General features: G+C 29.8%; 27 protein-coding genes and 1 tRNA gene. 9 read left to right on the top strand and 19 right to left on the bottom strand.

The genetic code is table 11. The features are described 5' to 3' along the window. The coding region (locus tag GQ540_RS00365; RefSeq protein WP_367205828.1) for a DeoR/GlpR family DNA-binding transcription regulator at nt 1-306 on the top strand (306 nt) is incomplete at its 5' end. Between the two features lie 137 nt (nt 307-443). Here GQ540_RS00365 and GQ540_RS00370 read toward each other — a convergent pair. The 3 genes from GQ540_RS00370 to GQ540_RS00380 form a co-directional block, all read right to left on the bottom strand. Then, complete coding sequence (locus tag GQ540_RS00370; protein ID WP_291795623.1) at nt 444-1,265, bottom strand: class II fructose-bisphosphate aldolase; 822 nt, start codon at nt 1,263-1,265, stop codon at nt 444-446. A gap of 4 nt (nt 1,266-1,269) precedes the next feature. Beyond that, nucleotides 1,270-2,214, bottom strand: coding sequence for a carbohydrate kinase family protein (locus GQ540_RS00375; RefSeq protein WP_291795626.1), 945 nt, complete (start codon nt 2,212-2,214; stop codon nt 1,270-1,272). A gap of 719 nt (nt 2,215-2,933) precedes the next feature. Beyond that, a tRNA-Met gene (locus tag GQ540_RS00380) sits at nt 2,934-3,006 on the bottom strand. Nucleotides 3,007-3,103: 97 nt separating this feature from the next. Between GQ540_RS00380 and era the strand changes: the two genes are divergently transcribed. Next, complete coding sequence (gene era / locus GQ540_RS00385; protein WP_291795629.1) at nt 3,104-3,985, top strand: GTPase Era; 882 nt, start codon at nt 3,104-3,106, stop codon at nt 3,983-3,985. Nucleotides 3,986-4,000: 15 nt separating this feature from the next. Here era and GQ540_RS00390 read toward each other — a convergent pair whose 3' ends face one another. Beyond that, entirely contained in the window at nt 4,001-4,510 is a 510-nt protein-coding gene (locus GQ540_RS00390; protein ID WP_291795632.1) for a GTP-binding protein, read from the bottom strand. Between the two features lie 120 nt (nt 4,511-4,630). On the opposite strand from GQ540_RS00390, the gene der reads away from it, so the two are divergent. From der to GQ540_RS13195, 5 genes are all read left to right on the top strand, one after another. Continuing rightward, nucleotides 4,631-5,932 (top strand): ribosome biogenesis GTPase Der, encoded by a 1,302-nt coding sequence (gene der, locus GQ540_RS00395; RefSeq protein ID WP_291795635.1) that lies wholly within the window; start codon nt 4,631-4,633, stop codon nt 5,930-5,932. A 166-nt stretch (nt 5,933-6,098) separates the two neighbouring features. Beyond that, nucleotides 6,099-7,430 carry a cytochrome ubiquinol oxidase subunit I gene (locus GQ540_RS00400; protein ID WP_291795638.1) on the top strand — a complete coding sequence of 444 codons (1,332 nt, stop codon included), beginning with the start codon at nt 6,099-6,101 and terminating at the stop codon, nt 7,428-7,430. Between the two features lie 3 nt (nt 7,431-7,433). After that, nucleotides 7,434-8,507 (top strand): cytochrome d ubiquinol oxidase subunit II, encoded by a 1,074-nt coding sequence (gene cydB / locus GQ540_RS00405; RefSeq protein ID WP_291795641.1) that lies wholly within the window; start codon nt 7,434-7,436, stop codon nt 8,505-8,507. Nucleotides 8,508-8,521: 14 nt separating this feature from the next. Next, nucleotides 8,522-8,815 (top strand): hypothetical protein, encoded by a 294-nt coding sequence (locus tag GQ540_RS00410; protein ID WP_291795644.1) that lies wholly within the window; start codon nt 8,522-8,524, stop codon nt 8,813-8,815. Nucleotides 8,816-8,877: 62 nt separating this feature from the next. Then, nucleotides 8,878-9,198, top strand: a complete 321-nt coding sequence (locus GQ540_RS13195) for a NifB/NifX family molybdenum-iron cluster-binding protein (RefSeq protein WP_367205830.1) — start codon at nt 8,878-8,880, stop codon at nt 9,196-9,198. 57 nt (nt 9,199-9,255) lie between these two features. On the opposite strand, the gene GQ540_RS00415 is transcribed toward GQ540_RS13195, so the two are convergent. From GQ540_RS00415 to GQ540_RS00470, 12 genes are all read right to left on the bottom strand, one after another. After that, the gene (locus tag GQ540_RS00415) at nt 9,256-9,786 is read right to left on the bottom strand and encodes a hypothetical protein (protein WP_291795647.1); all 531 of its coding nucleotides are present in this window, start codon (nt 9,784-9,786) and stop codon (nt 9,256-9,258) included. 12 nt (nt 9,787-9,798) lie between these two features. After that, entirely contained in the window at nt 9,799-11,397 is a 1,599-nt protein-coding gene (locus GQ540_RS00420; protein ID WP_291795649.1) for an SLC13 family permease, read from the bottom strand. 55 nt (nt 11,398-11,452) lie between these two features. Continuing rightward, nucleotides 11,453-11,923, bottom strand: a complete 471-nt coding sequence (locus GQ540_RS00425; protein ID WP_291795652.1) for a CYTH domain-containing protein — start codon at nt 11,921-11,923, stop codon at nt 11,453-11,455. A gap of 2 nt (nt 11,924-11,925) precedes the next feature. Then, nucleotides 11,926-12,567, bottom strand: coding sequence for a hypothetical protein (locus GQ540_RS00430; RefSeq protein ID WP_291795655.1), 642 nt, complete (start codon nt 12,565-12,567; stop codon nt 11,926-11,928). Nucleotides 12,568-12,602: 35 nt separating this feature from the next. Continuing rightward, nucleotides 12,603-13,313 (bottom strand): SdiA-regulated domain-containing protein, encoded by a 711-nt coding sequence (locus GQ540_RS00435; RefSeq protein WP_291795659.1) that lies wholly within the window; start codon nt 13,311-13,313, stop codon nt 12,603-12,605. 90 nt (nt 13,314-13,403) lie between these two features. Further along, nucleotides 13,404-15,032 carry a lamin tail domain-containing protein gene (locus GQ540_RS00440; RefSeq protein ID WP_291795662.1) on the bottom strand — a complete coding sequence of 543 codons (1,629 nt, stop codon included), beginning with the start codon at nt 15,030-15,032 and terminating at the stop codon, nt 13,404-13,406. A 24-nt stretch (nt 15,033-15,056) separates the two neighbouring features. Beyond that, nucleotides 15,057-16,415 carry a porin gene (locus tag GQ540_RS00445; protein ID WP_291795665.1) on the bottom strand — a complete coding sequence of 453 codons (1,359 nt, stop codon included), beginning with the start codon at nt 16,413-16,415 and terminating at the stop codon, nt 15,057-15,059. Between the two features lie 40 nt (nt 16,416-16,455). Continuing rightward, on the bottom strand, nt 16,456-18,252 hold the full coding sequence (locus GQ540_RS00450; protein ID WP_291795667.1) for an inorganic phosphate transporter: 1,797 nt from the start codon (nt 18,250-18,252) through the stop codon (nt 16,456-16,458). Between the two features lie 19 nt (nt 18,253-18,271). Then, nucleotides 18,272-18,922: a DUF47 domain-containing protein gene (locus tag GQ540_RS00455; protein ID WP_291795670.1), complete on the bottom strand. Its 651-nt coding sequence runs from the start codon at nt 18,920-18,922 to the stop codon at nt 18,272-18,274. A 440-nt stretch (nt 18,923-19,362) separates the two neighbouring features. Further along, entirely contained in the window at nt 19,363-20,151 is a 789-nt protein-coding gene (locus GQ540_RS00460) for a YgcG family protein (protein WP_291795673.1), read from the bottom strand. Then, a complete protein-coding gene (locus tag GQ540_RS00465; RefSeq protein ID WP_291795676.1) occupies nt 20,129-20,569 on the bottom strand; it encodes a TPM domain-containing protein in 441 nt (146 codons plus the stop codon). The genes GQ540_RS00460 and GQ540_RS00465 overlap by 23 nt, the downstream gene beginning before the upstream one ends. Before the next feature lie 11 nt (nt 20,570-20,580). Continuing rightward, nucleotides 20,581-21,174, bottom strand: a complete 594-nt coding sequence (locus GQ540_RS00470) for a LemA family protein (RefSeq protein ID WP_291795679.1) — start codon at nt 21,172-21,174, stop codon at nt 20,581-20,583. Between the two features lie 238 nt (nt 21,175-21,412). Here GQ540_RS00470 and deoC point away from each other — a divergent pair, with 238 nt between their 5' ends. Both deoC and GQ540_RS00480 read left to right on the top strand, forming a co-directional pair. Next, nucleotides 21,413-22,156, top strand: a complete 744-nt coding sequence (gene deoC, locus GQ540_RS00475; RefSeq protein WP_291795683.1) for a deoxyribose-phosphate aldolase — start codon at nt 21,413-21,415, stop codon at nt 22,154-22,156. Nucleotide 22,157: 1 nt separating this feature from the next. Continuing rightward, nucleotides 22,158-22,730, top strand: coding sequence for a DapH/DapD/GlmU-related protein (locus GQ540_RS00480; RefSeq protein WP_291795686.1), 573 nt, complete (start codon nt 22,158-22,160; stop codon nt 22,728-22,730). A gap of 8 nt (nt 22,731-22,738) precedes the next feature. Here the strand turns inward: GQ540_RS00480 and GQ540_RS00485 are convergent, their stop codons facing one another. From GQ540_RS00485 to hypA, 3 genes are all read right to left on the bottom strand, one after another. Then, a complete protein-coding gene (locus GQ540_RS00485; protein WP_291795689.1) occupies nt 22,739-23,002 on the bottom strand; it encodes a HypC/HybG/HupF family hydrogenase formation chaperone in 264 nt (87 codons plus the stop codon). Between the two features lie 132 nt (nt 23,003-23,134). Next, nucleotides 23,135-23,935: a hydrogenase nickel incorporation protein HypB gene (gene hypB, locus GQ540_RS00490; RefSeq protein WP_291795692.1), complete on the bottom strand. Its 801-nt coding sequence runs from the start codon at nt 23,933-23,935 to the stop codon at nt 23,135-23,137. A 12-nt stretch (nt 23,936-23,947) separates the two neighbouring features. Beyond that, nucleotides 23,948-24,289 carry a hydrogenase maturation nickel metallochaperone HypA gene (hypA, locus tag GQ540_RS00495; RefSeq protein WP_291795695.1) on the bottom strand — a complete coding sequence of 114 codons (342 nt, stop codon included), beginning with the start codon at nt 24,287-24,289 and terminating at the stop codon, nt 23,948-23,950. Nucleotides 24,290-24,528: the final 239 nt, after the last annotated feature.

Here is a 24,528-nt window from a genome sequence, read left to right on the forward strand (position 1 = left end):
GGAGGTCAATTTGCTGAAGCCTTTTTAACTAATTTTTACTGTGATAAACTTTTTCTTGGGGTAGATAGTTTTGATATAAATAAAGGATTGTCAACACCTAATATGGAAGAAGCTAGCATCAATAAAGTAATGATTTCAATTGCTAGAGAAGTTATTGCAGTTGCTGACTCTAGCAAATTTAACAAACCTGGATTTGCCCTAATAGCACCAACTTCTGCTGTTCACACAGTAATAACAGATAACAACTTACCCGAAGAGACTAGATTAGAATTAATTAAAAAAGGTATCAAAGTAATTATTGCTTAATTTCACGGTCTCAAGAACTCAACTCTCACATTTTACTAAACATCATAAATAATAAATAAGGCCACCTAAATTGGCAGCCTTATTCAACTACACTTTAAAGTGCAGAATATTAATCAAACATAAATCAAACTTTTTCTTTAACTATAATTTATTAACTGAAGTTTTTCAGTTACCAGTTCAACAGCTGCATTTGTAGCTTTAGGAAATACTTTCCTAAGATCAATTTCATTGTTATGACCTAATACTTCTCTCAATTTTAACATGAATGAGTTTTTGATTTCAGTAGCTAAATTAATCTTCGTCATTCCATTCTGAATTGCTGACAATATTTGATCGTGTGGTATTCCAGAACCTCCGTGAAGAACCAAAGAAGCATCAGTTATTTTATTAATTTTATTAATTAAATCTATTTGTAAAGTTGGTGTTTGACTGTAAAATCCATGAGCAGAACCAACAGCAACAGCCAAAGCATCAACACCCGTCATCTCAACAAAATATTTTGCTTCCTCAGGCTGAGTAAACACCAATTGACTTTGACTTTGACCTAATTTAGCGACATACCCTAATTCACCTTCAACATTAATATTATAAGATTCAGCATACCTAACAATTTCTTTTGTTAAAGCTATATTTTCATCCATAGATTTTTCACTAGCATCAATCATGACTGAATCAAAACCTAAATCTATACTCTTTTTGATAAGATTCATGTCACTTCCATGGTCTAAATGAAGCCATGATTCCACCTCATATTCTTTTTGCAAAGATCTACACATTGATATTGCAGTACTTAGACCTAAGTACTTAATAGAACTCTCAGACAACTGTAAAATTAATGATGAGTTTTCATTTTTAGCAGCTGTTAATACCGCTGAAAGTGTCTCGAAATTATAGAAATTAGTAGCCAAAGTCGCTTGACCATTTTTTTTATTTTGTTTTAATTTTTCTTTAAGATTCATAACACTAAAAATTATAACCAAATGATTCAACTGCAATTTCCTTAATCATATCCAAAGACTCAAAAGCTCCTGTGCCACCAGTCTTTGTCGTGTTAATTCCACCACATAAATTTGCAAACTCCAAACACTCACTATTATCTCTACCTTGTATATATTTACTTATAAAACCAGCGTCAAAACTATCACCAGCTCCAATACAATCAACAATATTATTATTTAAAAAAGCTGGTTTTGTTAGTTCTTCATTTTTACACCACAAATACGATCCGTTACTACCGTTTTTAACAACCACCATATTAGCAAAAGGGCTTATTTTTTTAACCCCTTCTCCCAAACTCTCACTACCAGTAATCAATAAAAACTCCTTTTTATTTGGAAGAAAAACATCTACATAAGGCAAAATCTGAGCTATGTCAAATTCCCATTTTCCAGAAGGGTCCCATTGTGGGTCAAGCGAAGTTGTCATCCCCAAAGACTTTGCCCTAGATAAAACATCTTTTAAATCCTTAAGTAGTAATGGCTGAAGAAAAATTGAACTAATATGTAAATGATTTGCAGAATTTAATACATCATCCGAAATGTCATTTCCACTTAATAATTCCATAGCTCCTGGGTAAGTAACCATAGCTCTATCTTCCCCATAGTTCAACACCACTGTTGCTCCAGTATTTAAAGATTTATTTTTAATTATAAATTCAGTGGAAACTTTTTTACTAACTAATGAATCACCAACAACCTTACCAAACATATCGCTACCTATTTTACCCAAAAAAGCAACTTCCTCTCCTAAAACACTAATATTACTAGCAAATATTGCTGAAGAGCTTCCCAATACTAATTGCATATTGTTAGCAATAATTTCAGATCCAATTCTCGGTAAATCAATAATGTTATTAAGTATTAGGTCAACATTCAAATCACCAATTACCAATACATTGTATTTTTTCATAATTTAAATCTTAATTCAACATTACAAATGTATTAAAATATTTTTAACTTTCGTTTAGTTTCTTTAAAATATTTTAAATCTTTCGTTTTGTTTCTTAACAGTAAGAGATGGAGAATTATCATTTATTCAAAAAAGTAAAAAGACAGAATACTTAACAGAATTATTTTAAACCTAATTATTACAACACCTCTTCTTAAGATCCTATGATTTTTTTAAAAAAATCAGATCTAAAATATAGTCAAAACTCAAAAATATAGCCTTCTAGAATAGTTATTGATATGTTTTCTTCTAAGGTATTTAAATTCTAAAATGGGTGAAAATTACTCATGAAAAAAATAGGTTTTGAACATAGAAAGACTTTTCTGGTGTTAAATTCGGATTTTAAACCGCGTTAAAAGATATTGAATTGAATAAATAATAAAATATGGGTAAAAATTAGAAACGGTTTACACCTCCTTTTCAGAAGGAGAATAAAACAAGTAGAAAGCACAGACCTTTGTGCTGTTTAATTAAATTTTTCAGGATATTAATTTTTTCAATTTTATTATACCTGTGAGCACAATCTTAACTACACAGCAGTAGTAAACTATTTCTAATACACCTTAGTATATAGACTCACTTAACTACTAACTAAATTAAAATATAGGGAGTATATCGGAAATATTTAAATTAAAAATTCCTTAAGCTATTTATAACAAACAACTTAAGGAATTTATTAGTAGCGGGGACTGGACTCGAACCAGCGACCTTCGGGTTATGAGCCCGACGAGCTACCTACTGCTCTACCCCGCGATTTGGATGGCAAATATACAATGTTTTTTTAAAAAAACAACAAGTTTTTTTAAATTAAAAATATTAAAGAGTACCTTTGTCGCCTTAAACATTGAAAATGAAGCACAAAGCAGGTTTTGTAAATATTATTGGGAATCCAAACGTAGGAAAATCAACACTTATGAACGCTTTTGTTGGGGAACGATTGTCAATTATTACCTCAAAAGCACAAACAACTCGTCATAGAATTTTGGGGATTGTAAATGGTGATGATTTTCAAATTTTATTCTCTGACACTCCAGGTATTATAAAGCCGGCCTATGAGCTGCAAACATCTATGATGGATTTTGTAAAATCAGCTTTTGAAGATGCTGATGTGCTTATTTATATGGTTGAAATTGGAGAAAAAGAATTAAAAGACGAGAAATTCTTTATTAAGATTCAGAATTCAAAAATACCTGTACTTTTATTAATCAATAAAATTGATAAATCTACTCAAGAAGAAATTGAAGAAAAGTTATTATACTGGAAAGAAAAAGTACCGAATGCTGAAGTCACATTAATTTCAGCTTTAGAAAATTTTAATGTTGATGGTGTTTTTAATAGAATTTTAGAAATTTTACCTGAATCTCCAGCATTTTACCCAAAAGATCAGTTAACTGATAAGCCTGAACGTTTTTTTGTGAATGAAGCTATTCGCGAAAAAATTCTAATGCATTATAAAAAAGAAATTCCGTACGCAGTTGAAATTGAAACTGAGGAGTTTTTTGAGAGTGAAAAAATTATTAAAATACGTTCAGTAATAATGGTTGAACGTGAAACTCAAAAAGGAATTATTATTGGTCATAAAGGGGCAGCTTTAAAGCGTGTTGGTATTGAAGCTCGTAAAGACCTTCAAAAATTCTTCGATAAAAAAATTCATTTAGAATTGTATGTAAAAGTGAATAAAAACTGGAGAAATGATAAGCGCCAGCTAAAGCGTTTTGGCTATAACGATTAACAAAAAACTATATTTTTAAAATTTCTTATCAAGGGTTTTCATCATAAATTCATGAAGTTCTTTCATTTGAGCATGTCCAGTTTTTTTTCCAAATCTTCCTAAAGCATACATAATCACCCATAAAATTGGCAGTACTATAACCATTATAAAAGAAAATTTATAATCTTTATTTAAAGTCCATTTTACGTATGTCATTACTAAAAAAGCGATAAAAGCAGCTGCTACTGAAAAATGAAAAAACATAAACAATGTCCAAACTTGTGGCTTTGGGCCAAACAAGCCTTTAACTATTGATTTATTATCGTGTACATTTTCAATTTCAATATTTAATTGAGGTGACCAAAAATGATTCTCTTCAATAGGCACATCAATTATAATATGACCATCAACAATTTTACTGCAATATTTACAATCTCCATCTGCTAAATTGTCCTTAAATTTATCTAACAATTCATGTTGACTTTCCTCAAAATCCATTTTAAACCTAGGGCGTAAAAAAATAGGATTATTCTTTTGCTCACTCATTAATTAATTTTTTCAGTTTCGAAATATAGTCTTTTTTATTAGATAAAAAATTTTGAAAAAACAATACCTGTTCTTTCAAATTAAAATTGTGTACTTTTGCAAAAATTTTAAAAAGCACCAATGAGTAATATTGTAGCCATTGTAGGAAGACCAAATGTTGGTAAATCAACCTTATTTAATCGTTTAGTTCAACGAAGAGAAGCTATTGTTGATTCAGTGAGTGGAGTTACTCGTGATAGAAACTATGGGAAAAGTGATTGGAATGGGAAAACATTCTCTCTAATTGACACTGGAGGTTATGCATTAGGTTCTGATGATGTTTTTGAAGATGAAATTAGAAAACAAGTACAATTAGCCATTGATGAAGCTGATATTATTGTATTTGTAGTTGATGTTGAAATTGGAATTAACCCAATGGATATTGAGGTTGCTAATCTTTTACGAAAAGTTAAAAAGCCTATTTTTATGGCTGTCAACAAAGTTGATAACGCTATGCGCGAAACTGATGCTGTTGAATTTTACAATCTTGGCTTAGGTGAATTTCACACTATTTCATCTATCAACGGAAGTGGAACTGGTGAATTGCTAGATGCATTGGCTGAAAAATTAGACGACGATACTGAAGAAGAAAGTGAATTACCTCGTTTTGCTGTTGTAGGACGCCCAAATGCTGGAAAATCTTCATTTATAAATGCTCTAATTGGCGAAGAAAGGTTTGTGGTAACTGATATTGCAGGAACAACTCGAGACTCAATTGACACTAAATACAATCGTTTTGGATTTGATTTTAATCTGGTTGATACAGCTGGAATTAGAAAAAAATCTAAAGTTAAAGAAGATTTAGAATTTTATACGGTTATGAGAGCCGTAAGAGCCATTGAATATTGTGATGTTGCTGTTTTGGTAATTGATGCTACTCGTGGTTTTGAAGGTCAAGATGAAAATATTTTTTGGTTAGCTGAAAAAAATAAAAAAGGTGTTGTTATACTTGTTAATAAGTGGGACTTAATTGAAAAAGAAACCAACACAATGCGTGATTTTGAAGCTAAAATTAGACAAGAAATTGCTCCGTTTACTGATGTTCCAATTTTATTTATTAGCGCTTTAACTAAGCAACGTATTTTTAAAGCTATTGAAACTGCTGTTGAAGTTTTTGAAAACAGAAAAAAACGAATTCCTACTAGCAAGTTAAATGATACAATACTAGATATAGTTAAACATAATGGACCTCCTGCTATTAAAGGGAAATTTGTTAAAGTTAAGTTTTGTATGCAATTACCAACACCTACACCTCAATTTGTGTTTTTTTGCAACTTACCTCAATATGTTAAAGAACCATACAAGCGCTATGTTGAAAATAAACTACGTGAACTATATGATTTTAAAGGTGTACCCATTGTAATTTATTTTAGACAGAAATAATTATTTACACTCTTCATAAAACATAACCATATAAGTTAACAGCTCTAAATTTCATATTTTTATATAAAATAAATTCTTCTGCTATAATACTTACACTGTTAAGTATTTAGAATTGTATTTTTGTTTTTTATTTTAATTTTAATGAATAAAATTTCAAAAATTGATTATGGAAGATATGATTTTCTATGATAGATTGCAGTTTGCATTTACTATCACATTCCACTATATATTTCCCCAGTTAACAATGGGACTGTCTTTAATAATTGTTTATTATAAGTGGCGATTTTTAAAAACTAACATAGAGAAATACAATAATGCCGCAAAATTTTTCATGAAAATATTTGCTGTTAATTTCACAATGGGAGTTGTTACTGGAATTCCTATGGAATTTCAATTTGGTACCAATTGGGCAAAATTTTCTGAACTCACTGGTGGAATTATTGGTCAAACCTTAGCTATGGAAGGCTTATTTTCATTCTTTCTAGAATCTTCATTCTTAGCTTTATTTATTTTTGGCGAAAAACTAATGGGACAAAAACTTCACTTTTTAACAGGTTTTTTAATCTTTTTAGGTTCTTGGGCAAGTGGATATTTAATTTTAGCAACCAATGCTTGGATGCAACACCCAGTAGGTTACGAAATTTTAGATAATGGTAAGTTTGTACTAGAAAATTTTTCAAAACTATTTAGTAATCCTTGGTTATTACCTGCTTTCTTGCATAATCAACTTGCATCTCTTGTAACCTCTTCTTTTGTAGTTGCTAGTATTGGTGCTTTTTATATCTTAAGAAATAAAAGTATAGAATACGGGAAATTATTTTTAAAAACAGGTGTAATCTTCGGTTTAGTTTCAAGTTTACTTCTTGCATTTCCAACAGGAGATTGGAACGCTAAAAATGTTGCAAAATATCAACCAGCTACTTTTGCTGCTATGGAAGGAATTTTTGAAACTGAAGAAGCGGGAGCAGAAATAGTACTTATTGGGCAACCTGATATGATCCATAAAAGATTAGACAATAAAATTGCAGTACCTAATATTCTTAGTTTTTTAACGTATCAAGATTGGAACAAACAAATTCCTGGAATGGATCAATTTAAAGAAGAAGAATTACCTGATAATATTCCTGCACTTTATTATTCATACCATATAATGGTTGGTTTAGGAACTATTTTTATCGCAATAATGGCTTTAGCAGTCTTCTTTTTATGGAAAAAGAAACTATACACATTAAAACCTTTACTTTGGGCTATAATGTTCTTAGTTCCTTTTCCTTATATAGCAAATATTACAGGTTGGTATACTGCCGAATTAGGAAGACAACCCTATTTAGTTTATGGATTATTAAAAACAAGTGAAGGTGTATCTCCAACAGTTTCATCAGGGAATACATTATTTACACTACTAGGCTTTGTTGCATTATACATGCTACTTGGTTTATTATTTTTAGTACTTGTAGGCAAAACAATTCATCAAGGACCAACATCTCAAAAACATTAAATTATGGAAATATTTTGGTATATTATAATTTCAGTTGTTTTCGCTATCTTTTTTATTTTAGATGGTTACAATTTTGGAACAGGTATTATTCATTTGTTTTTTGCTAAAACCGAAAAGGACAAAGAAGTAATTGCAAAGTCTGCAGGCTTATTTTGGGATTTTAATGAAGTTTGGCTTGTAGCTGGTGGAGCGTTGCTTTTTATGGCATTTCCTACATTTTACGCATCGGTTTTTAGTGGTTTCTACCTTCCTCTAATAATGGTTTTATGGTTAATAATTTTTAGAGCAATTGGATTAGAATTTAGAAGCCAATTTAATTTTCAAATGTGGAAAGACATTTGGGATAAATCCTTTGGTGTTGCTAGCTTATTATTAGCCTTATTTTTTGGAATTGCTTTAGGAAATATTGTTAGAGGCGTAAATTTAGGTGGAATTGAAAACGGTGTAGCTACTTTTGAACTGCACTATTTTTTCTTGCCTTTATGGAATAGTACTTTTAGCCCTTTAAGTGAAACCCCTGGCGTTATTGACTGGTTTACTATTATTATTGGATTAATTTCTGTAGTTACTTTGGCTATTCATGGAGCAAATTGGATTATTTTAAAAACAAACTCATCAATAAATAACAACCTTAAATCAGTGATTTTTAAGTTAAATATTTTATTAGCTGCTTTAACTTTTATTTCATTGTTGGTTTGGCAAATAGTGAATCCAAATTCTTTAGATAATTTTATTGATAAACCTTACTTAATAATATTTCCTGTTATATATTTTTTAGGGTTATTGGGGTTGTTTTTTATCAAAAAATTCAAAAAAGACATTTACGGTTTTATGTTATCAACTTTAGTCATACTAGGAGGAATAACTTCCTCTTTAGCCTCTTTATTCCCTGTAATATTACCTTCAACTAACAATTTAAGCGAACCACTTACAATATATAATACAGCTACATCTGAATATGGTTTATCTGTTGCTTTAGGATGGGGAGTTATTGGCTTAATTCTTATTGCTATTTATTTAATTATTCAGAAGAAATTATTCAGTGGAAAAGTAGATAAAATGGATTACGGACATTAAAATATTTAGCTTTTATGACACAAACCTTAATCTCATTAATTAGTATTATTATAGGAATAATTGGAGCTAACCTAGCTGGATTAATTCTTAAAAAATACACTTTGGGTATTATTGGAAATACAATTGCAGGTGTGTTTGGAAGTATTTTATTTATTAAATCTTTTGGAAGGTTGGGCTTTGACCCAAATGCGATAATGAAATTAGGAAATATTAATCTCTACTTGTTTATAATTAACATTGTTGTTTCATTTTTTGGAGGTGTTATTGCGGTAATTTTAATACAGAAATTTAAAAAAGTAATGAGTTAAAATAGAAAACTTCGAACAAATTAATTATAAAAATAGCAATACCTACAAATGACATAAAAACTATCGCAAAACGAACTGGAAGAGCAATTGAATTTGCTATTTACTCAATTGAAAATAAAGAAATTCAATCTGTAGAATACACTAAAAACACACATTTTCATAATGACCAAGATGACGAACAAGGTAAAGACCATAATCATGAACATGGAGAACATAATCATGATGATCTTTTAACTTTGTTTGAAAAGGTTGACATCCTATTTGTTAGAGCAATTGGAAAACATATGAGAAAAACCTTACAAAAAGGAAATATTAATTACCAATTAATTAAAATTGATGCTATTTCTAAAATATTAGAAAACTACTTGAAAAGTTTGATTTAATGAACATCTTAAGGCACAAGCATCAAAATAATTTTAGCGCTTTTGTGTTTGCATATTTTACTGTTTACTTTCCCTATTATAATAACCTAGTATAAAACCTAAAACAACACTCCAAATTGCAGCTAAACCAATTTGATAAGGTTTATCTAACATAAAAGTAATAGTGTGCACAGGAGTCCAAAACCAAATTAATGAAAACATTCCTTTGTCAATATTTTCCCAGTTATTTTGCTTAGCAATCAAATTATCTAAAAAGCGATGAAAAATAACAAGAAATAATCCGTATTGTAAATTCATTGTTGCAGAAACCGTAAATGCTCTTCCAAAATTACTAAGCTCTGGCAATAAATGGTGAGCAACTAAACCATCAACAAACCCTTGAAAACCAACAAAAGCATATTTTATAGTTATAGCAATAATTGCCCATTCTAACATTTTTAAAAGTATAATAGACACATTATAAGGTTTGTATATTTTACCTTGTTGCATCCATTTTGAAAAAACATCTCCTAATGTTCCTAAAATAGCAAATTGCACCATTGCACTATAAATTGGGTATGCTTTTACAATTTCAATATAATAATTCATCCTGATTATATTTTAAAACAATCCATTTGGCGTTATCCCCAACCACTTAAAATAGGTCATTGCCATTAAAATTGAAACTAACCAAGCTATTAATTGCATGGTGAAACCGTATTTAAAAGTATCAGACCAACTGTAATGGTTTGTAGAATATAGCAGTAAAGACGGTTTGCTATTAAATGGTAAAACATACACATGCTCAATTAACATAGCTACTGGAAAAGCAAGACTCATAATTGAATAATCAAAACGTATTGCCACACCTATAGCAATAGGAATAAAAATCATGGTACGCATTGTTTTTGATTGCATAAATAAAGCACTAAATACCATTACACCTGTTAAAATCACATACAATACCCAAAATGGTGTTGAATCTCCAAATCCCATTGAATCAAAAAACGCATTTACAGATATTGAAGGTAAGTCCGTTACTTTAAACCCTGCTCCAAGTGTATATGCACCTGCTGAAAATAGTAATAAATGCCAAGGAATATCAACATCATTCCATTTTACGATACCTATTCTAGGTAATAAAGCAATAATAGCACCAACAAAAGCTACTGCAGTTGGACTTACCCCATGCCACCTATCTGTCACCCACAAAATTAAAATTAATACAAAAATTATGACTGATTTAACTTCATTAAAAGACAAACTACCTAAACTTTCTAACTCCTTTTGTAAACTTTCCATTCCTCCAAATATACTTGGCTGTCTTTCTTCTTTACTTAAGGGGAAAATTATTTTCATACCAACAATCCAAGCAATAAACATTAAACCTAAAGCTACTGGAAAAGCTGCAATCATCCATTGAGAGAAAAATATATCTGTACCTATAGCTCCAGCAATTAGTGCTGCGGCTAATAAATTAGCTCCAGATCCTGTTAAAAAAGATGCAGCTCCCATATTAATTTGAAACAAATTTTGTAGAATTAAGTTTCTCCCAAAATTATTTCTAGTTCCTTTTGAAGCTCCATAAACTGCGGCAACAACCATCATTATGGGCAATAAAATTGCTGCTTTTGCAGTTGTTGCGGAAATAAATAATGATAAAATTATATTTATTGCCATAAAACTCAAAATTACTGATGAAGCATTTTTACCAAATTTTAGAATAAACCAAAGCGCAAAACGTTTTGCAACACCTGTTGCAACAAGCATACTTGCTAAAATGAAAGATAAAATATTTAGCCACATAATTTTATGCCCTAATTGCGCATATGCAACTTGTTCTGGTAAAACACCAGTAAGAACTAATGAAATAATTAATATTAAAGATGTTAAATAATTTGGAATAGCTTCAGTAATCCATAAAATAAGTGAAGCCACAAAAATCGCAAGCATGGCCTTATTAATATGAATAAATTTTACTGAACCAATAGCATCATAATTCTCTTTTGCACCTTTACTAAGTGAATCAATATTTAAATTTTTTAAAAATGGTACATCAAAAACAAAAAGGATTAAAACAAATGAAATTAATGCTAACGGAGCACCAATTAGCATTAAAAATTTTTCAATTTTAGATTTTTCTCTTACTGGAAGTTTTTCCATCCGGTAGTTAGTCATATCTAAAACATCAAATTTATCTTTTGCTATTTCTTCTTCCATTTGTTTTACTTTTTTTAAATTAAAGTTCTCGTGAATTTGTAATTATTATTTGGCACTACCAACTTTTAAACGGCGTTTTCATTAACATAGAATTGTAATATTTTACTTGCCCTGTAACCTCTTCACCTAACCAACTTGGTTTTTCAAAGGCTGCATCTTCTGATGGTAATTCTATCTCAGCCACTGTTAAGCCTTCATTTTCACCATAAAATTCATCTACTTCAAAAAATAAGTTATTATTGGCAGGAACTATAAAACGTGTTTTATCAATAACACCTGGTTCGCAAATAGCCATAAGTTCTTTAGCTTCATTAAGAGTTATTTCTTTTTCCCATTCATACCTTGAAGCACCACTTTTATTCCCGATTCCTTTTATGGTAAGATACCCTTGATCTCCTTTAATACGAACACGAACTGTTCTTTCTGGAACTGTTGAGAGAAAACCTTGAACAATTTTTGTTTTTTTGACTACAAAATCTTTATAATCACCTTTTACCAAAAATTTTCTTTCTATTTCTTGTGCCATATTTAATTTGCTAATGGTTTATTAATCCAACCTATTACTCTTTTTATTGCTTGTAAATAGTTTATGTTTTCAACACCTTCTAATTTACAATCTGCAATTGTTTTATTAATATCTTCAATTTCAGTTGATTCTGAATTAATTGTTACAATTTTAGCTCCGTTTACTAACACATTCCCTACTTCACATAATGTATTATTTACCATATAGCCAAAACGTTGTTTATGAACTCTAACACCTTGTAAATCAGGATGTGCATCAATCATTTCTAAAAATTCTTCAACGGTATAAGTGTCTTTTGTGAAATCAGGTATTTCTACCTGAAATGCTGGAAATACATCCTTTATTAAAACTTCTTTAGCAATAGGGAATTCACCTTTCATTAATGGATTCCATTGCTCTAAACCATCAACAGTTTGTACGTATGTTTTAATATCCATTTTACCATCACGTAATTTGGTGTTGTTGATATCATTTGTTTTTGACAAGATATAAATTTCTTCTGATTCTCTTTCCCAAACTTTTTCAGGAATTGGGACCGATAATCTTGCCATTCTTTTAGCTGATTCATCAAAATTTTGACCGAAGGTTCTAAACTCAAATCGAGGTTTAGATATTTCGCCTATTTTCATTGCTGATTTTCCCATAATAACTAGGTTTATTCTTGGTTTTTGTTGGGTTATTAATCAATTGGTTTATTAAATTTATAAAGTGTTGAATTTGAATCACTCACTATATAAATAGTATTATTTGTTACTGCAATTCCTTCTGCTTTATTTACATTTATCGAATAACTCTTAATTAAAACTCCTTTTAAACTGCATTTATTGATAGTTTTTCTTTCATCACTCAAAATCCATAAAATATTTAAGTCTTTATCGTAAAATATTCCTGAATAATCTGATGCAAAATTCAAATTATATGATTCAATTATTGAAAAATCGCTTCTTAAACGCATTAATAATCCTGGATCTTTTTCATTAAGGATAAAAATAGAATTGTCATTTAAGTTAATTGCTATTCCTTCAAGACCACTATTTGAATCATTATTACTATAAATTATTGTATGCTTATTATACGTTTTTGAGCTTAAATCATATTCAACAATTTCTTTGGTTCTTTCTTCAACTAACAACATTTTATTATTTGAAACCATAGAAATCCCTTCAACATCATTACCGTTATAAACATATTCTTTTATAACAGTTCCGTCAATTGCTAATTCATAAATATTACTTGTATTATCACTTACGGTATATAAGGTTGAACCTGCAGCATTAATTGTTAAGCCAGAAGCTTCTGATACATTTATTTTATTGCTTGAAATTAACTCCAATTCATTATCAAAAACAACTACAGTATCACTTTTGTTGCAAGCTTGAAAAAAGACCATAAAAATTATGGTAAAACTTAATATTTTACTTAAATGCATCATTTTATAAATACCAGCTTGTGAATTTTCACAAGCTGGTTTTATTAATTATTATTGAACTGTATAAACATTCCAAAGTGATGGATCTGCTTTAAAATCGTCTGTAATAGTGTCATCCAAATCGTCATTAACATCATCTAAGTACATAGAGCCATCATTACCATAGTAGTATTCTGCTGTTGCAGTTGCAATACGCACATAAAAAGTAACTTTAGTCCCTGTAATACTAGTATTACTAGTAAAAACACCACCTTCGTCCTCAGCATCAACATTAGCCATATTTATAGTAACTCCTGTTTGTGTAAATGTAGCATCATCTTCTCCTTTTATTTTATTAGCTTTTACATATGCAGGTGTATCTCTAACATCAAAATAAATTCTAGCCTCATCAATGTTTTCCGAACTTGCATAAGCTAATACAACATTAAAATCTGTACCAGGTACTGGGTTAGTTGAGAATGTAACACTTGTTAATGGTCCGTCAGTATAGTTTACAGTTTGATCAACAACGTCATCATAAACAATAGCTTCAACGGTATAACTTGGCCAAGTAGCGCCTAAATCGTGATTAAAGTTACTTATTACATTCTCTTCTGCATCTAATTCTTCTAAAGGAAAATACGTTTTTGTTCCGTCTAAATATTCAACTCTAATATAATAACTAATTACATCATCTGTATTTTGAGCTGGTATAACACCTGTAAAAATTTCTCCATCTTGATCTAAAACAACTTTTGTTTTGTCATCAAACCCATTGTCTTCGTCTTGTTGTTCTCCAGGTAATAAGTAATACAATCTTAGTTCATCAACTTGATCAGTATAGTAAGGTGTAACTGTAAAAGTAACTTCACCTCTATATCCTACACTTTCACCTACTATTTCTAATTCTTTAACACCACCTGCAACTGTATATTCAGCAGGTTCACTGCTTCCATTATTAGGATAATAAGTAGTTAAACCTGTATTATCTGTTGCAATAACATAATAACGAACTAATTCACCAACTTTAGCTTTAGGTACAGATGTTTTAAATTCACCATCTACTAAAGCCATATCAATTGATTGCACACTTTCACCAGCCATAAAAATTAATTTTACTGAAGAAATTCCATCAGCATCTGAAGCTGTAACTCCATAAACATCAATAAATTCAGTTAAAAGATCAGCAACTAAAATTGGCGCTGTGTTTACAGCAGAACCATTTGAAGAAGCTGGTGTTGGAGAACTCACCTTCCACTCTCCTGCTCCATCAATTTCTCTAGCCCAAGTTAGCCCAACATCACTACTCATATCTGGAGTTACAGTATGATCAATAGGTGTACCGTCTGGTTCAAATAAACTTACATCTTCCCCACCTGAACTAATTGATTCACCTGACTCATTTGCATCAACAAGATAAAATCCTCCTGCTGCAATAACTGTCCCTGCAGGAATTTCATATCCACCTACTGTTGTTTTATCATTCAAAAAATATCCTGAAATATCCATATCTTGAGTTCCACTATTGTAAACTTCTATCCAATCTGGATTATCATTTACATCTTTGGACATTATTTCATTTAATTTTAGCACGCTGCCTTCTACAACAGGCCCTTCTTTTGTCATTACATCATCTTCTACACAACTAAAAGTAGCAGATAACATAATTATAGTTAGAAATATATATTTTAAATTTTTCATTATTTTATTTTTTAGATATAATTATTAAAAATTAACTTCAAGACGTATTGAAAACTGACCATAATCGTCACCTGCATCACCTTCTGCTTCAGTTACTAACGACCAATCTTTTGTTAAATTACCATCACTATCGTGACCAACATATAATTTCCCTTTTCCGTTTGCAAAACGGTCATGATTATGGTACGTATAGTTCGCTACAAATTTTATGTTTGGATTTACATAGTAATTTAAACCTGCAGTATATCCTTCCGCAGAACCCCCATAAATATCTGCATTAAAATCATTTAAATCAATAAAATCATATCTTAAAGCAAATTCAAGATCTCCTTTATCTGAACCAGGAGTTATTCTAGTAAATTCTCCTTCAGCTGTATTATAATTGTGATGACCACCTTTTAATAAGATTGCAGCTTGTGCATAATATGCTTTAAAAGATGCATCTATCCCTTCAATCATATTAACATTATGCTCTTTATATTCTCCTTGGAACATTATTCCTTTATACTTACCCGCTAATTCAAAAGTGTAACCAAAAACATTATCTACACCAGAAATATCATCTGTATCAATGAATTTTTTTCTATTAACTGCTGAATGTGATCTTGTACTAATTCTATAAGCTCCACCTTCCCAATCTGTTTTAGGAGTTCTATATGTTGTAGCTATACCTAAATGCAATAATTTTTCGCTGTCATTAATTGGTGCCCAAACAGCTCTACCTGTTAATGAATATCCTTCATCAACTCCATCATCTTTATTAGCATCTTTTGTAAATTCAACCTCTTCAGCATCACCTACTGTATTAAAATGAATACCACCAATAAATAAAAACTTGTTAGCAAAAATATTTGTTTGAAAACCTAGATGACGTGATGGATCTAGTTCTGAAGCAAATGAACGTTCCATAAAAGTTAAATACCTTGAAGTTGTAGTTGTTTCCATACCATAACCTTCTTTAAAGTGACCAGCTTTAAGATTCCATTTTTTTGAATCTGTCGTATACTTTAAGTAAGCATCCTTAATTTCAGTTCCTGAACTTTCAAAATCTAAATCGATCTCTCCATACCAATTTCCCCAAAACTCAGCTTTAATAGCAAATCGCATTCTACGAATTGTAATTCCATTTCCTAACTCATTTAAAGCATCATCAGAAAATATAAAACCATCTAGTTGAACTCTGTTGTCCATCCACATTTTATAGTTACCATCTTCTGAAAACCACTTAATAAAACCATCCCATGCTTCAGTAATTAAAGGAACAGCTGTCACTTCTTGCCCATACTGGTTAACTCGAATGTCTGTTTTCTTAATTTCCTGTGCTTGCAATCCAATACTATAAAGAATTGTAGCAATTACTAGTGTGTAAAATTTATTCCCCATTTTAAATTTATTTATATACTTGTTTTTAATAGTTAAATATTTATAGTTTCCTTATTATTTTAGAGAGTTTATCGGATTTTTTAATATTCATTTTTTTACGCAATCGGTACCTATTTACTTCAACACTTTTTGGTGTAATATTTAATATAGAAGCCATCTCTTTTGATGTTAGCTTTAATCGTAATAATGAGCAAAGTTTTTTCTCATTATCTGTTAAATTTGGGTATTTCTTTGTTAGGTTTTGATAAAAGCTTTTATTCAATTCTTTAATATACTTATCAAAAGATTTTCGCTCTTTTTCAACATTTAAATTTTCAAGTATTAGTATTCTTAAAGTATTAAGATCGCTAAACTTCAATTTACCTTCAGGTTTTAATTTTAAGGTTTCTATTTCAGCTTTTAATTTGGATAATATTTCGTTTTTTCTAATAATGCTTAACGCTATTTTCTTCTGTTCTATCTCTTTAGCTTCAATTTCTTTTTCTAATTTAATATTAGCATTAGCACTAATTTTTAGTTCATTTTCTAATAATATTTGCTGCGTATTATATCTTTCAATGTTTTCCTGATACTCTTCAAGTTTATCTTTATCTTTTAAATTGTTTATGATATACAGTTGGTAAATAATTAATACTATTAAGAGTACAATTACTATAATTACTACTGGTTTATAAATATTAACTTTTGTGACTTCATTAGTATTTGCATCAAAAGCACCTATAACTTTAGTTTTAGCAGTATCTGTGATATTACTACTTTGTTTAATAGTTATATCATTTTTTACAAATTTGGAAGGATTTTCTGATACTTTTAAATTAAATACATTGCTCATAAAAAATAATGCAAAGAATGCTATTAAGCCTGAAATAATTGGAGTTACAACCCAACCAATTGAAATTTTACCTATAACTTTTAACTGTATAGTTTTACCTCCTTTTAACAATCCTATTCCTAAAATTGCACCAACAATTGCTTGTGAACTAGAAACAGGAACCAAAGGAATTTCTGGAAGGCCAATTCGTACAAATAAATTTGATAAAGATTGTGATGAAAAAACAAATAAAACCAATGCATGAGCCAATACTACAACAATTGCAGTTTCAGCATTTAATTTCATAAGTGAATTTCCTACTGTCATCATAACTTTCTGTGAATATGTTATAATTCCAACAGCAATAGACAACCCACCAGCTAAAAACAGTAACTGCATTCCATTAAGTGTAAAAAAACCAAAATCAATTAATATATCTGGAACAGATGGTACAAACACACCCACAACATTGGCAATATTATTGGCTCCTAAACTATACGACCCAAACGCTCCCACAATTAAAAGTGCAAATTTTATATAAGCATCTAACTTAATTAAGTGGATTTTACTTTTCTTTAAAATAAATTGTAATAATAAAAAAAGTAATACAGCAAATATTCCCCCTAAAATTGGACCCGAGATCCAAGTTGTAACAATTTTTGTAAGTGAATTGATATCTGTTGGGTTTTCAGAGAAGAAATTCCATCCAATAATTGCACCTACAATAGCTTGTGAAGTTGAAACTGGAAGTTTTAGTCTTGTCATCCAAAACACCGAAATTCCAGCAGCTAACGCTACTGTGAATGCACCACCTAAAGCATCAACTGAACCTAGCTTCCCTAATGTTTCAGATCCTCCATAACCTTGTATAACAGCTCCTAAAACTACAAATACAGAAGCAATTATTGCTGCTTGTTTAAAACGAATCATTTTTGACCCTACAGCTGATCCAAAAACATTGGAAGCGTCATTGGCCCCTAATGTCCATCCTAAAAAAAGTCCGCTTGAAAGAAAAAATAAAAACATTTAAACAATATATTTTTAATTACATTTTTATTTTGATAACCAATGATGATAACTGTTGTGCTACATTCTTAGCTACATCAGAAATCTGTTCAATATGCAGTGTAAAATAACGCAAGTGTATTTTCTCACTTAATTTTGTAATATCAGACTCTTGGAATATTTTCCTTTTGATGTTATTTGATAAAGCTTTTGTTTCTTTATGGTAAAAAATTGCTTTTTGAATTTTCTCTTTTACTTGCTCTGGTGATGTGAAAAATATTCTAGCTGCAGGAATTACATTTTCAACAGATTTTACAGATAAATTAACTAGTTCTAAATAATCAGTTGTTATTTGTTCATGTAAATGAGGCTTTTCAACATCAAATTGACTTAAAACATCTTTAGACATATCAATTATATCATCAACACTATCCAATAAATTTAAAATATCACTCGCATAATTTGGCATCAAGGAATGCATATAAAATTCATTTTCAATTTTTCTTTTTATGGAATCTGCCTCTTTTTCTAAAAAGGTTAGTGTGTTTAAGTTCAAATCAAACTCTTCATTATTCTCATTTACATAATTATTAACACCTTTTTTTAAATTCAAAATTCCCAAATCAATTTTATCAAAAAATTCATCTATGCTTAAAGCTACAGATTTTGAAGTTTTAAATATATTTATCATAACATCAATAATTTTATTACTCAAAGTTAAGTACTGTGAGTTCATAATCGTATGACAATAATCATAATGTAATTTTAAACGTCAGATGTGTAGTGATGTATATAATTGTAACAATCTATTATTAAGGATCTTAAAAAGAACAAGTAGTGTTACGTATTGATTACTAAAAAAAAATGTAGTGTTTGTGTTTTGTTTTAAAATTTACTGTAGAGAAAATAACAGTATCTTAAATTGATGAAAAAATAAAAAATCTAGTTCAATAAATATTTACAGGCTTCAACAACTATTAAACTTATCTCATAATATTTGAGATAAACATCACATTTATTACATACACGCAATGCTATCTCAAATATTCTGTGTTTATATTTCTAAAATCAACATCTTCTAATTCCTAAAAGATTGATTTAAAACTCGTGAAGTAATAATTAAAATGTTAATTACCAACCGCCACTTGCTCCACCTCCGCCGAAGCCACCACCACCACCGAAACCACCAAAGCCACCGCTACTTGAACCACCTCCAAAACCTCCACTAGAACCACGACCTGCTCCGCTTAAAAGAATTGCGGTTAAAATATCAGCAGCTACACCTAATTTAGTTCCTCTATTATTACCACCACTTCTATTTTTTTTAGAAAAAATTATGATTAGGAAAAATATGAGGATAATAATTGGTAAAATTGAAAAACCCCCTTTACTATTTCCTTTACTTGGTTCAGCCTTATATTCACCTTTTAAAACTTCAACAATTACATCAATTCCATTATCTAAACCGGTATAATAATCTCCTCTTTTAAATTCTGGAAGTATCACATTTTCAATAATCCTTCTAGATAAAGCATCGGTTAACAAGTGTTCTACTCCATAACCCGTTTGAATTGCAATTTTTCGATCGTCTTTAGCTAATAAAATAACGACTCCGTTATCTTTTCCTTTTTTACCAACCTCCCATTTATGCCCTAATTCAGCGGCATAATAATTAATATTTTCACCAAACGTTGAAGGCATAATTATTAGAAACAACTCGGTGGATGTGGAATCACTATAACGAATTAGCTTTGTTTGTAAAGCAGACTTTTGTGATGCATTTAAAGTATTTGTACTATCAATTAATGCTGGTATAAAATTGGGTTTATTAGGTATATTTTGAGAAAACACACTTGTTGTAATACATAAAAACAACAATAGTGTAGTTACAAAATTTCTATTCTCCTTTTGAAATTTCATTCGATAATTCGTTTGTATCATTAGATTGGTAAGGGAAAAAATCTTTCATTTTTTTTCCAACTTCAAGTATAGCTAGCTCAATTCCTTTGGAAAATTCTCCTTTTAAAAAATGAGATTGCATTAACTCTTTTTCAGATTCCCAAAAATACTCAGGCACTTTATTGTTAATCCCTTCATCTCCTATAATGGTAAATTTTTTACTTTCAACAGCAATATAAAATAAAACGCCATTTTTAAGTTTTGTAGCATCCATTTTTAACATGTAAAAAACCTCCAATGCTCTTTCCATTGAAGGTTTTTCAGTACTTTTTTCAATATGAACTCTTATTTCACCTGAAGTATTTTTTTCAGCTACTTTAATGGCTTCAATAATTTGTTGCTCTTCTGAAGCTGTTAAAAATTCTTCGATTTTAGACATTCTTTAGCTTTTTAAAATTCAACTGTTGGAGCAACATCACTTCCGGCTGAAGCTTCAAAACGCGACATCTCTTCAAAATTACCCATAAAGTTATTTAAAATATTATTTGGGAACTTCATAATGTGTTTATTGAAAGCATTTGCATCTTTATTAAAACGGTTACGCTCTACATTAATTCTGTTTTCTGTACCCTCTAATTGACTTTGTAATTCTAAAAAGTTTTGATTTGCTTTTAAATCAGGATATTTTTCAACGGTTACTAATAATCTAGACAAAGCTCCACTTAAACCTTCTTGTGCCTTTTGAAAAGCCGCCATTTTTTCTGGAGTTAAATTAGTTGGATCAATAGTTGTTTTTGTAGCCTCAGACCTTGCTTTTATAACACCTTCTAATGTTTCTTTTTCGTGTTCAGCATATCCTTTTACCGTTGAAACTAAATTAGGAATTAAATCTGCCCTACGTTGGTAAGCGCTTTCTACATTTGACCAAGCTGTTTTAGCATTTTCTTCTAAATCAACCGATGTATTATAAAATCCAACAGCCATTTTATATCCTGCAAAAACAATTACAGCAATAATTATTAAAGGTATTAACCACTTTTTCATTTGTATAGTTTTAAGTTATTTATAATTCTATTTATTAGTTGTTTTATTTATTAATTTGTTACAATTATTATAACTATTTTACAATAAACACACACAAATTTACAAAAAATATACGGTCTAAATTTTTACACGCTATAAATTTAAACATAAAAAATATGATTATAAAAAATCAACAATAAACTTATTATAAGCTATACTATTTTGTAATTTAGTATTTTTGCAAAATAAAATTTAGACCATGGAAGTAAATCAATATTTAGACTCAACATATTTAAAAAAACCGAATCAAGCAGGTATTTCAGAAGAAGAAACTACAGCAAATGTAACCTCTCTTATAAATGAAGCTATAGAATACAATTATAAGTTGGTGATGATACGTCCAAATTATGTTACAATGGCTCAAGAAATGATAAAAATTGCAAATTCTGAAACTGTAGTAGGTACAGTAATTGGATTTCATGAAGGAACTTACACTACAACCGAAAAACTAGCTGAAGCACAACAAGCCATTCTTGATAATGTTGATGAACTAGATTATGTCATAAATTATGAAGCTTTTAAAAAAGAGAAAATAAATTTAGTAAAAGCTGAAGTATATAAAGGCACTAAATTAGCTTTAGATAATAACAAAATAGCAAAATGGATTATTGAAATTGCTGCACTTACAAATGAAGAAATTATTAGTATAACTCAGTTAATTAGAGATGTAGTTCTAGAGAATTTTGGAGAAGAAAATGCCGAAAAAGTTTTTGTAAAATCATCTACAGGTTTTTATAAAACTGAAGAAGGCAAACCAAACGGAGCAACTTTTGAAGCTATGGAACTTATTGTTGAAAATGCCAAACCATTACCAGCTAAAGCCGCAGGTGGTGTTAGAAATTATGAAGATGCTGTTAAAATGGTTCAACTTGGTGTAACACGTATTGGAACTTCATCAGCTAAAATAATTGCAGAAGGAGGAAACACAACTGGAAGTTATTAATATGAAAAATTATTTTGCACATGAAACTTCAGTAATTGATGAAGGTTCTGAAATTGGTGAAGGAACTAAAATTTGGCATTTTAGTCATATCATGCCAGATTCTAAAATTGGAGAAAATTGTAACATTGGTCAAAATGTTGTGATATCACCAAGTGTTGTTTTAGGCAAAAATGTAAAAGTGCAAAATAATGTATCTATTTACTCTGGTGTTATTTGCGAAGATGATGTTTTTTTAGGACCTTCAATAGTATTTACCAATGTAATAAACCCAAGAAGTGCCATTATTAGAAAAGAAGAATACCTAAAAACTTTGGTGAAAAAAGGTGCTAGTATTGGTGCTAATGCAACTATTATTTGTGGAAATACAATAGGAGAATATGCTTTTATTGGCGCTGGTGCAGTTGTTACAAAAGAAGTTTTACCGTATGCATTGGTAGTTGGAAATCCTTCAAAACAAATTGGTTGGATTAGTGAATACGGCCATCGTTTACATTTTGATAAAAATGGTTTTGCAACGTGTTTAGAAAGCAACGATAAATACCAATTAATGAATCAAAAAGTTATTAAAATTTAATATTTATTTTATCCTTCCGGTTCATTATCTTCTAATTCATGAAGTTCATCTAGCTGCATTAATATGTCAAATGTTTTTTTAGCTTCCTCTTCATCTATTACAGAAATTGCAGCTCCAACGTGAACCATCACGTAATCTCCTATGTTTGCTTCAGGAACCAATGTTAAACTTACTTCTTTAATAATTCCATCAAACGACACTTTTCCAACTCTAAAAGTTTCATCTAGTTGCGATGTAATTTCTATTAATTTTCCAGGAATTGATAAACACATATGTATGTAGTATTTCTAAATTTAACTATTTAATTTGGGCGTTCCCTTTCAGGTCGCGCTTTACGTTATATCTTTTTTACGTTTCACTTCAAAAAAGGATGCCACTTCAATCGCTAACGCAAAAACTACTATTTAAATCACATTTTTCTTCAACCATTTATACCAAGCATCCATTCCTTCACCAGTAGTTGCTGAAATTTCAAAAAACTGTAAATTAGGATTTACTTGCAATGCATAATTTTTTAGTTTGTCAATATCAATATTTAAATATGGTAGTAAATCTATTTTATTGATAATACAAATATCCGACGTGTGAAACATATCAGGATATTTTATAGGTTTATCTTCACCTTCAGTAGTACTAATAATTACAACACGTTTATTTTCACCTAAATCAAACATGGATGGACACACCAAATTACCAACATTTTCAATCATTAAAATGGCATCGTTTTTCACATCCAATTTTTTCACAGCATCAAAAATCATATCACTTTCTAAATGACAACCTTTACCTGTATTAATTTGAATTACAGGAATATTTAAAGCGTCAATTCTATTGGCATCATTTAAAGTTTGTTGATCACCTTCAATCACATAAAAAGGAATTTCATCTTTTAAATCGGCTAAAGTACGTTCTAAAATAGATGTTTTTCCAGATCCTGGTGAACTTACCAGATTTAACGAGAAAATATTTTTTGCTTCAAAATAGCCTCTATTTCTAGCTGCTAAAACCTGATTGTTTTGTAAAATATCTTGTTCAATTTCTAACACTTTGTGTTTATGTGAATGCTCGTGTGTATGATGTCCATCATGATGATGGTGATGATTTTCATGTGAATGTGTATGTTCGCCATGAACATGCTCATGTTCACCAGGTTTTAAAATTGTTGGACCATTACTATCAGATCCACATCCACAAGTTCCACACATAATTTATTGGTTTTAAATTACTTCTAATGCTTTTACTCTTAATTCTTTTCCTTGTAAAATCCCTTTAAAGTTACTATTACATTTAGGGCAAGTATCATAAATAAATTTCATGTCAAATTCAGTATCACAATCAATACATTTGCCTTTTCCTTTAATAATATTTATTTCTTTTTCTGCAAATTCTAACACACTATCTTTAATTGCAGATTCCCACACAAAATTTAAAGATTCTAATTCAACACCTGATAATTCTCCAATTTCAAGCTCAATTTTTGTAACTTTTTTCGCCTTAGCTTTTGCCGTTTCATCTTCCGATATTTTAACAATTCCTAAAGCAATTGATAGTTCATGCATATCTAAAAAAGTGTTTAAACTCAAATTTACAAATAATATATATATAAATCTTGATAATTATATTTTTCAGTTTTATTTTTAACCAATCTAAATAAAGATTAATCAATCTTATTTTAAACCGTTCTAAATTAGATGGTTAGTGTCGTACAAATAATAATTATTTGTAACTTGGTACAGTTCTTTTTATTAAAAAGAAGGAAAAAGATTAAATAATCTATTTAATTACTAAAAACTTTTAA

Source organism: Lutibacter sp. (assembly GCF_013139515.1).
Classification (GTDB): Bacteria; Bacteroidota; Bacteroidia; order Flavobacteriales; family Flavobacteriaceae; genus Lutibacter.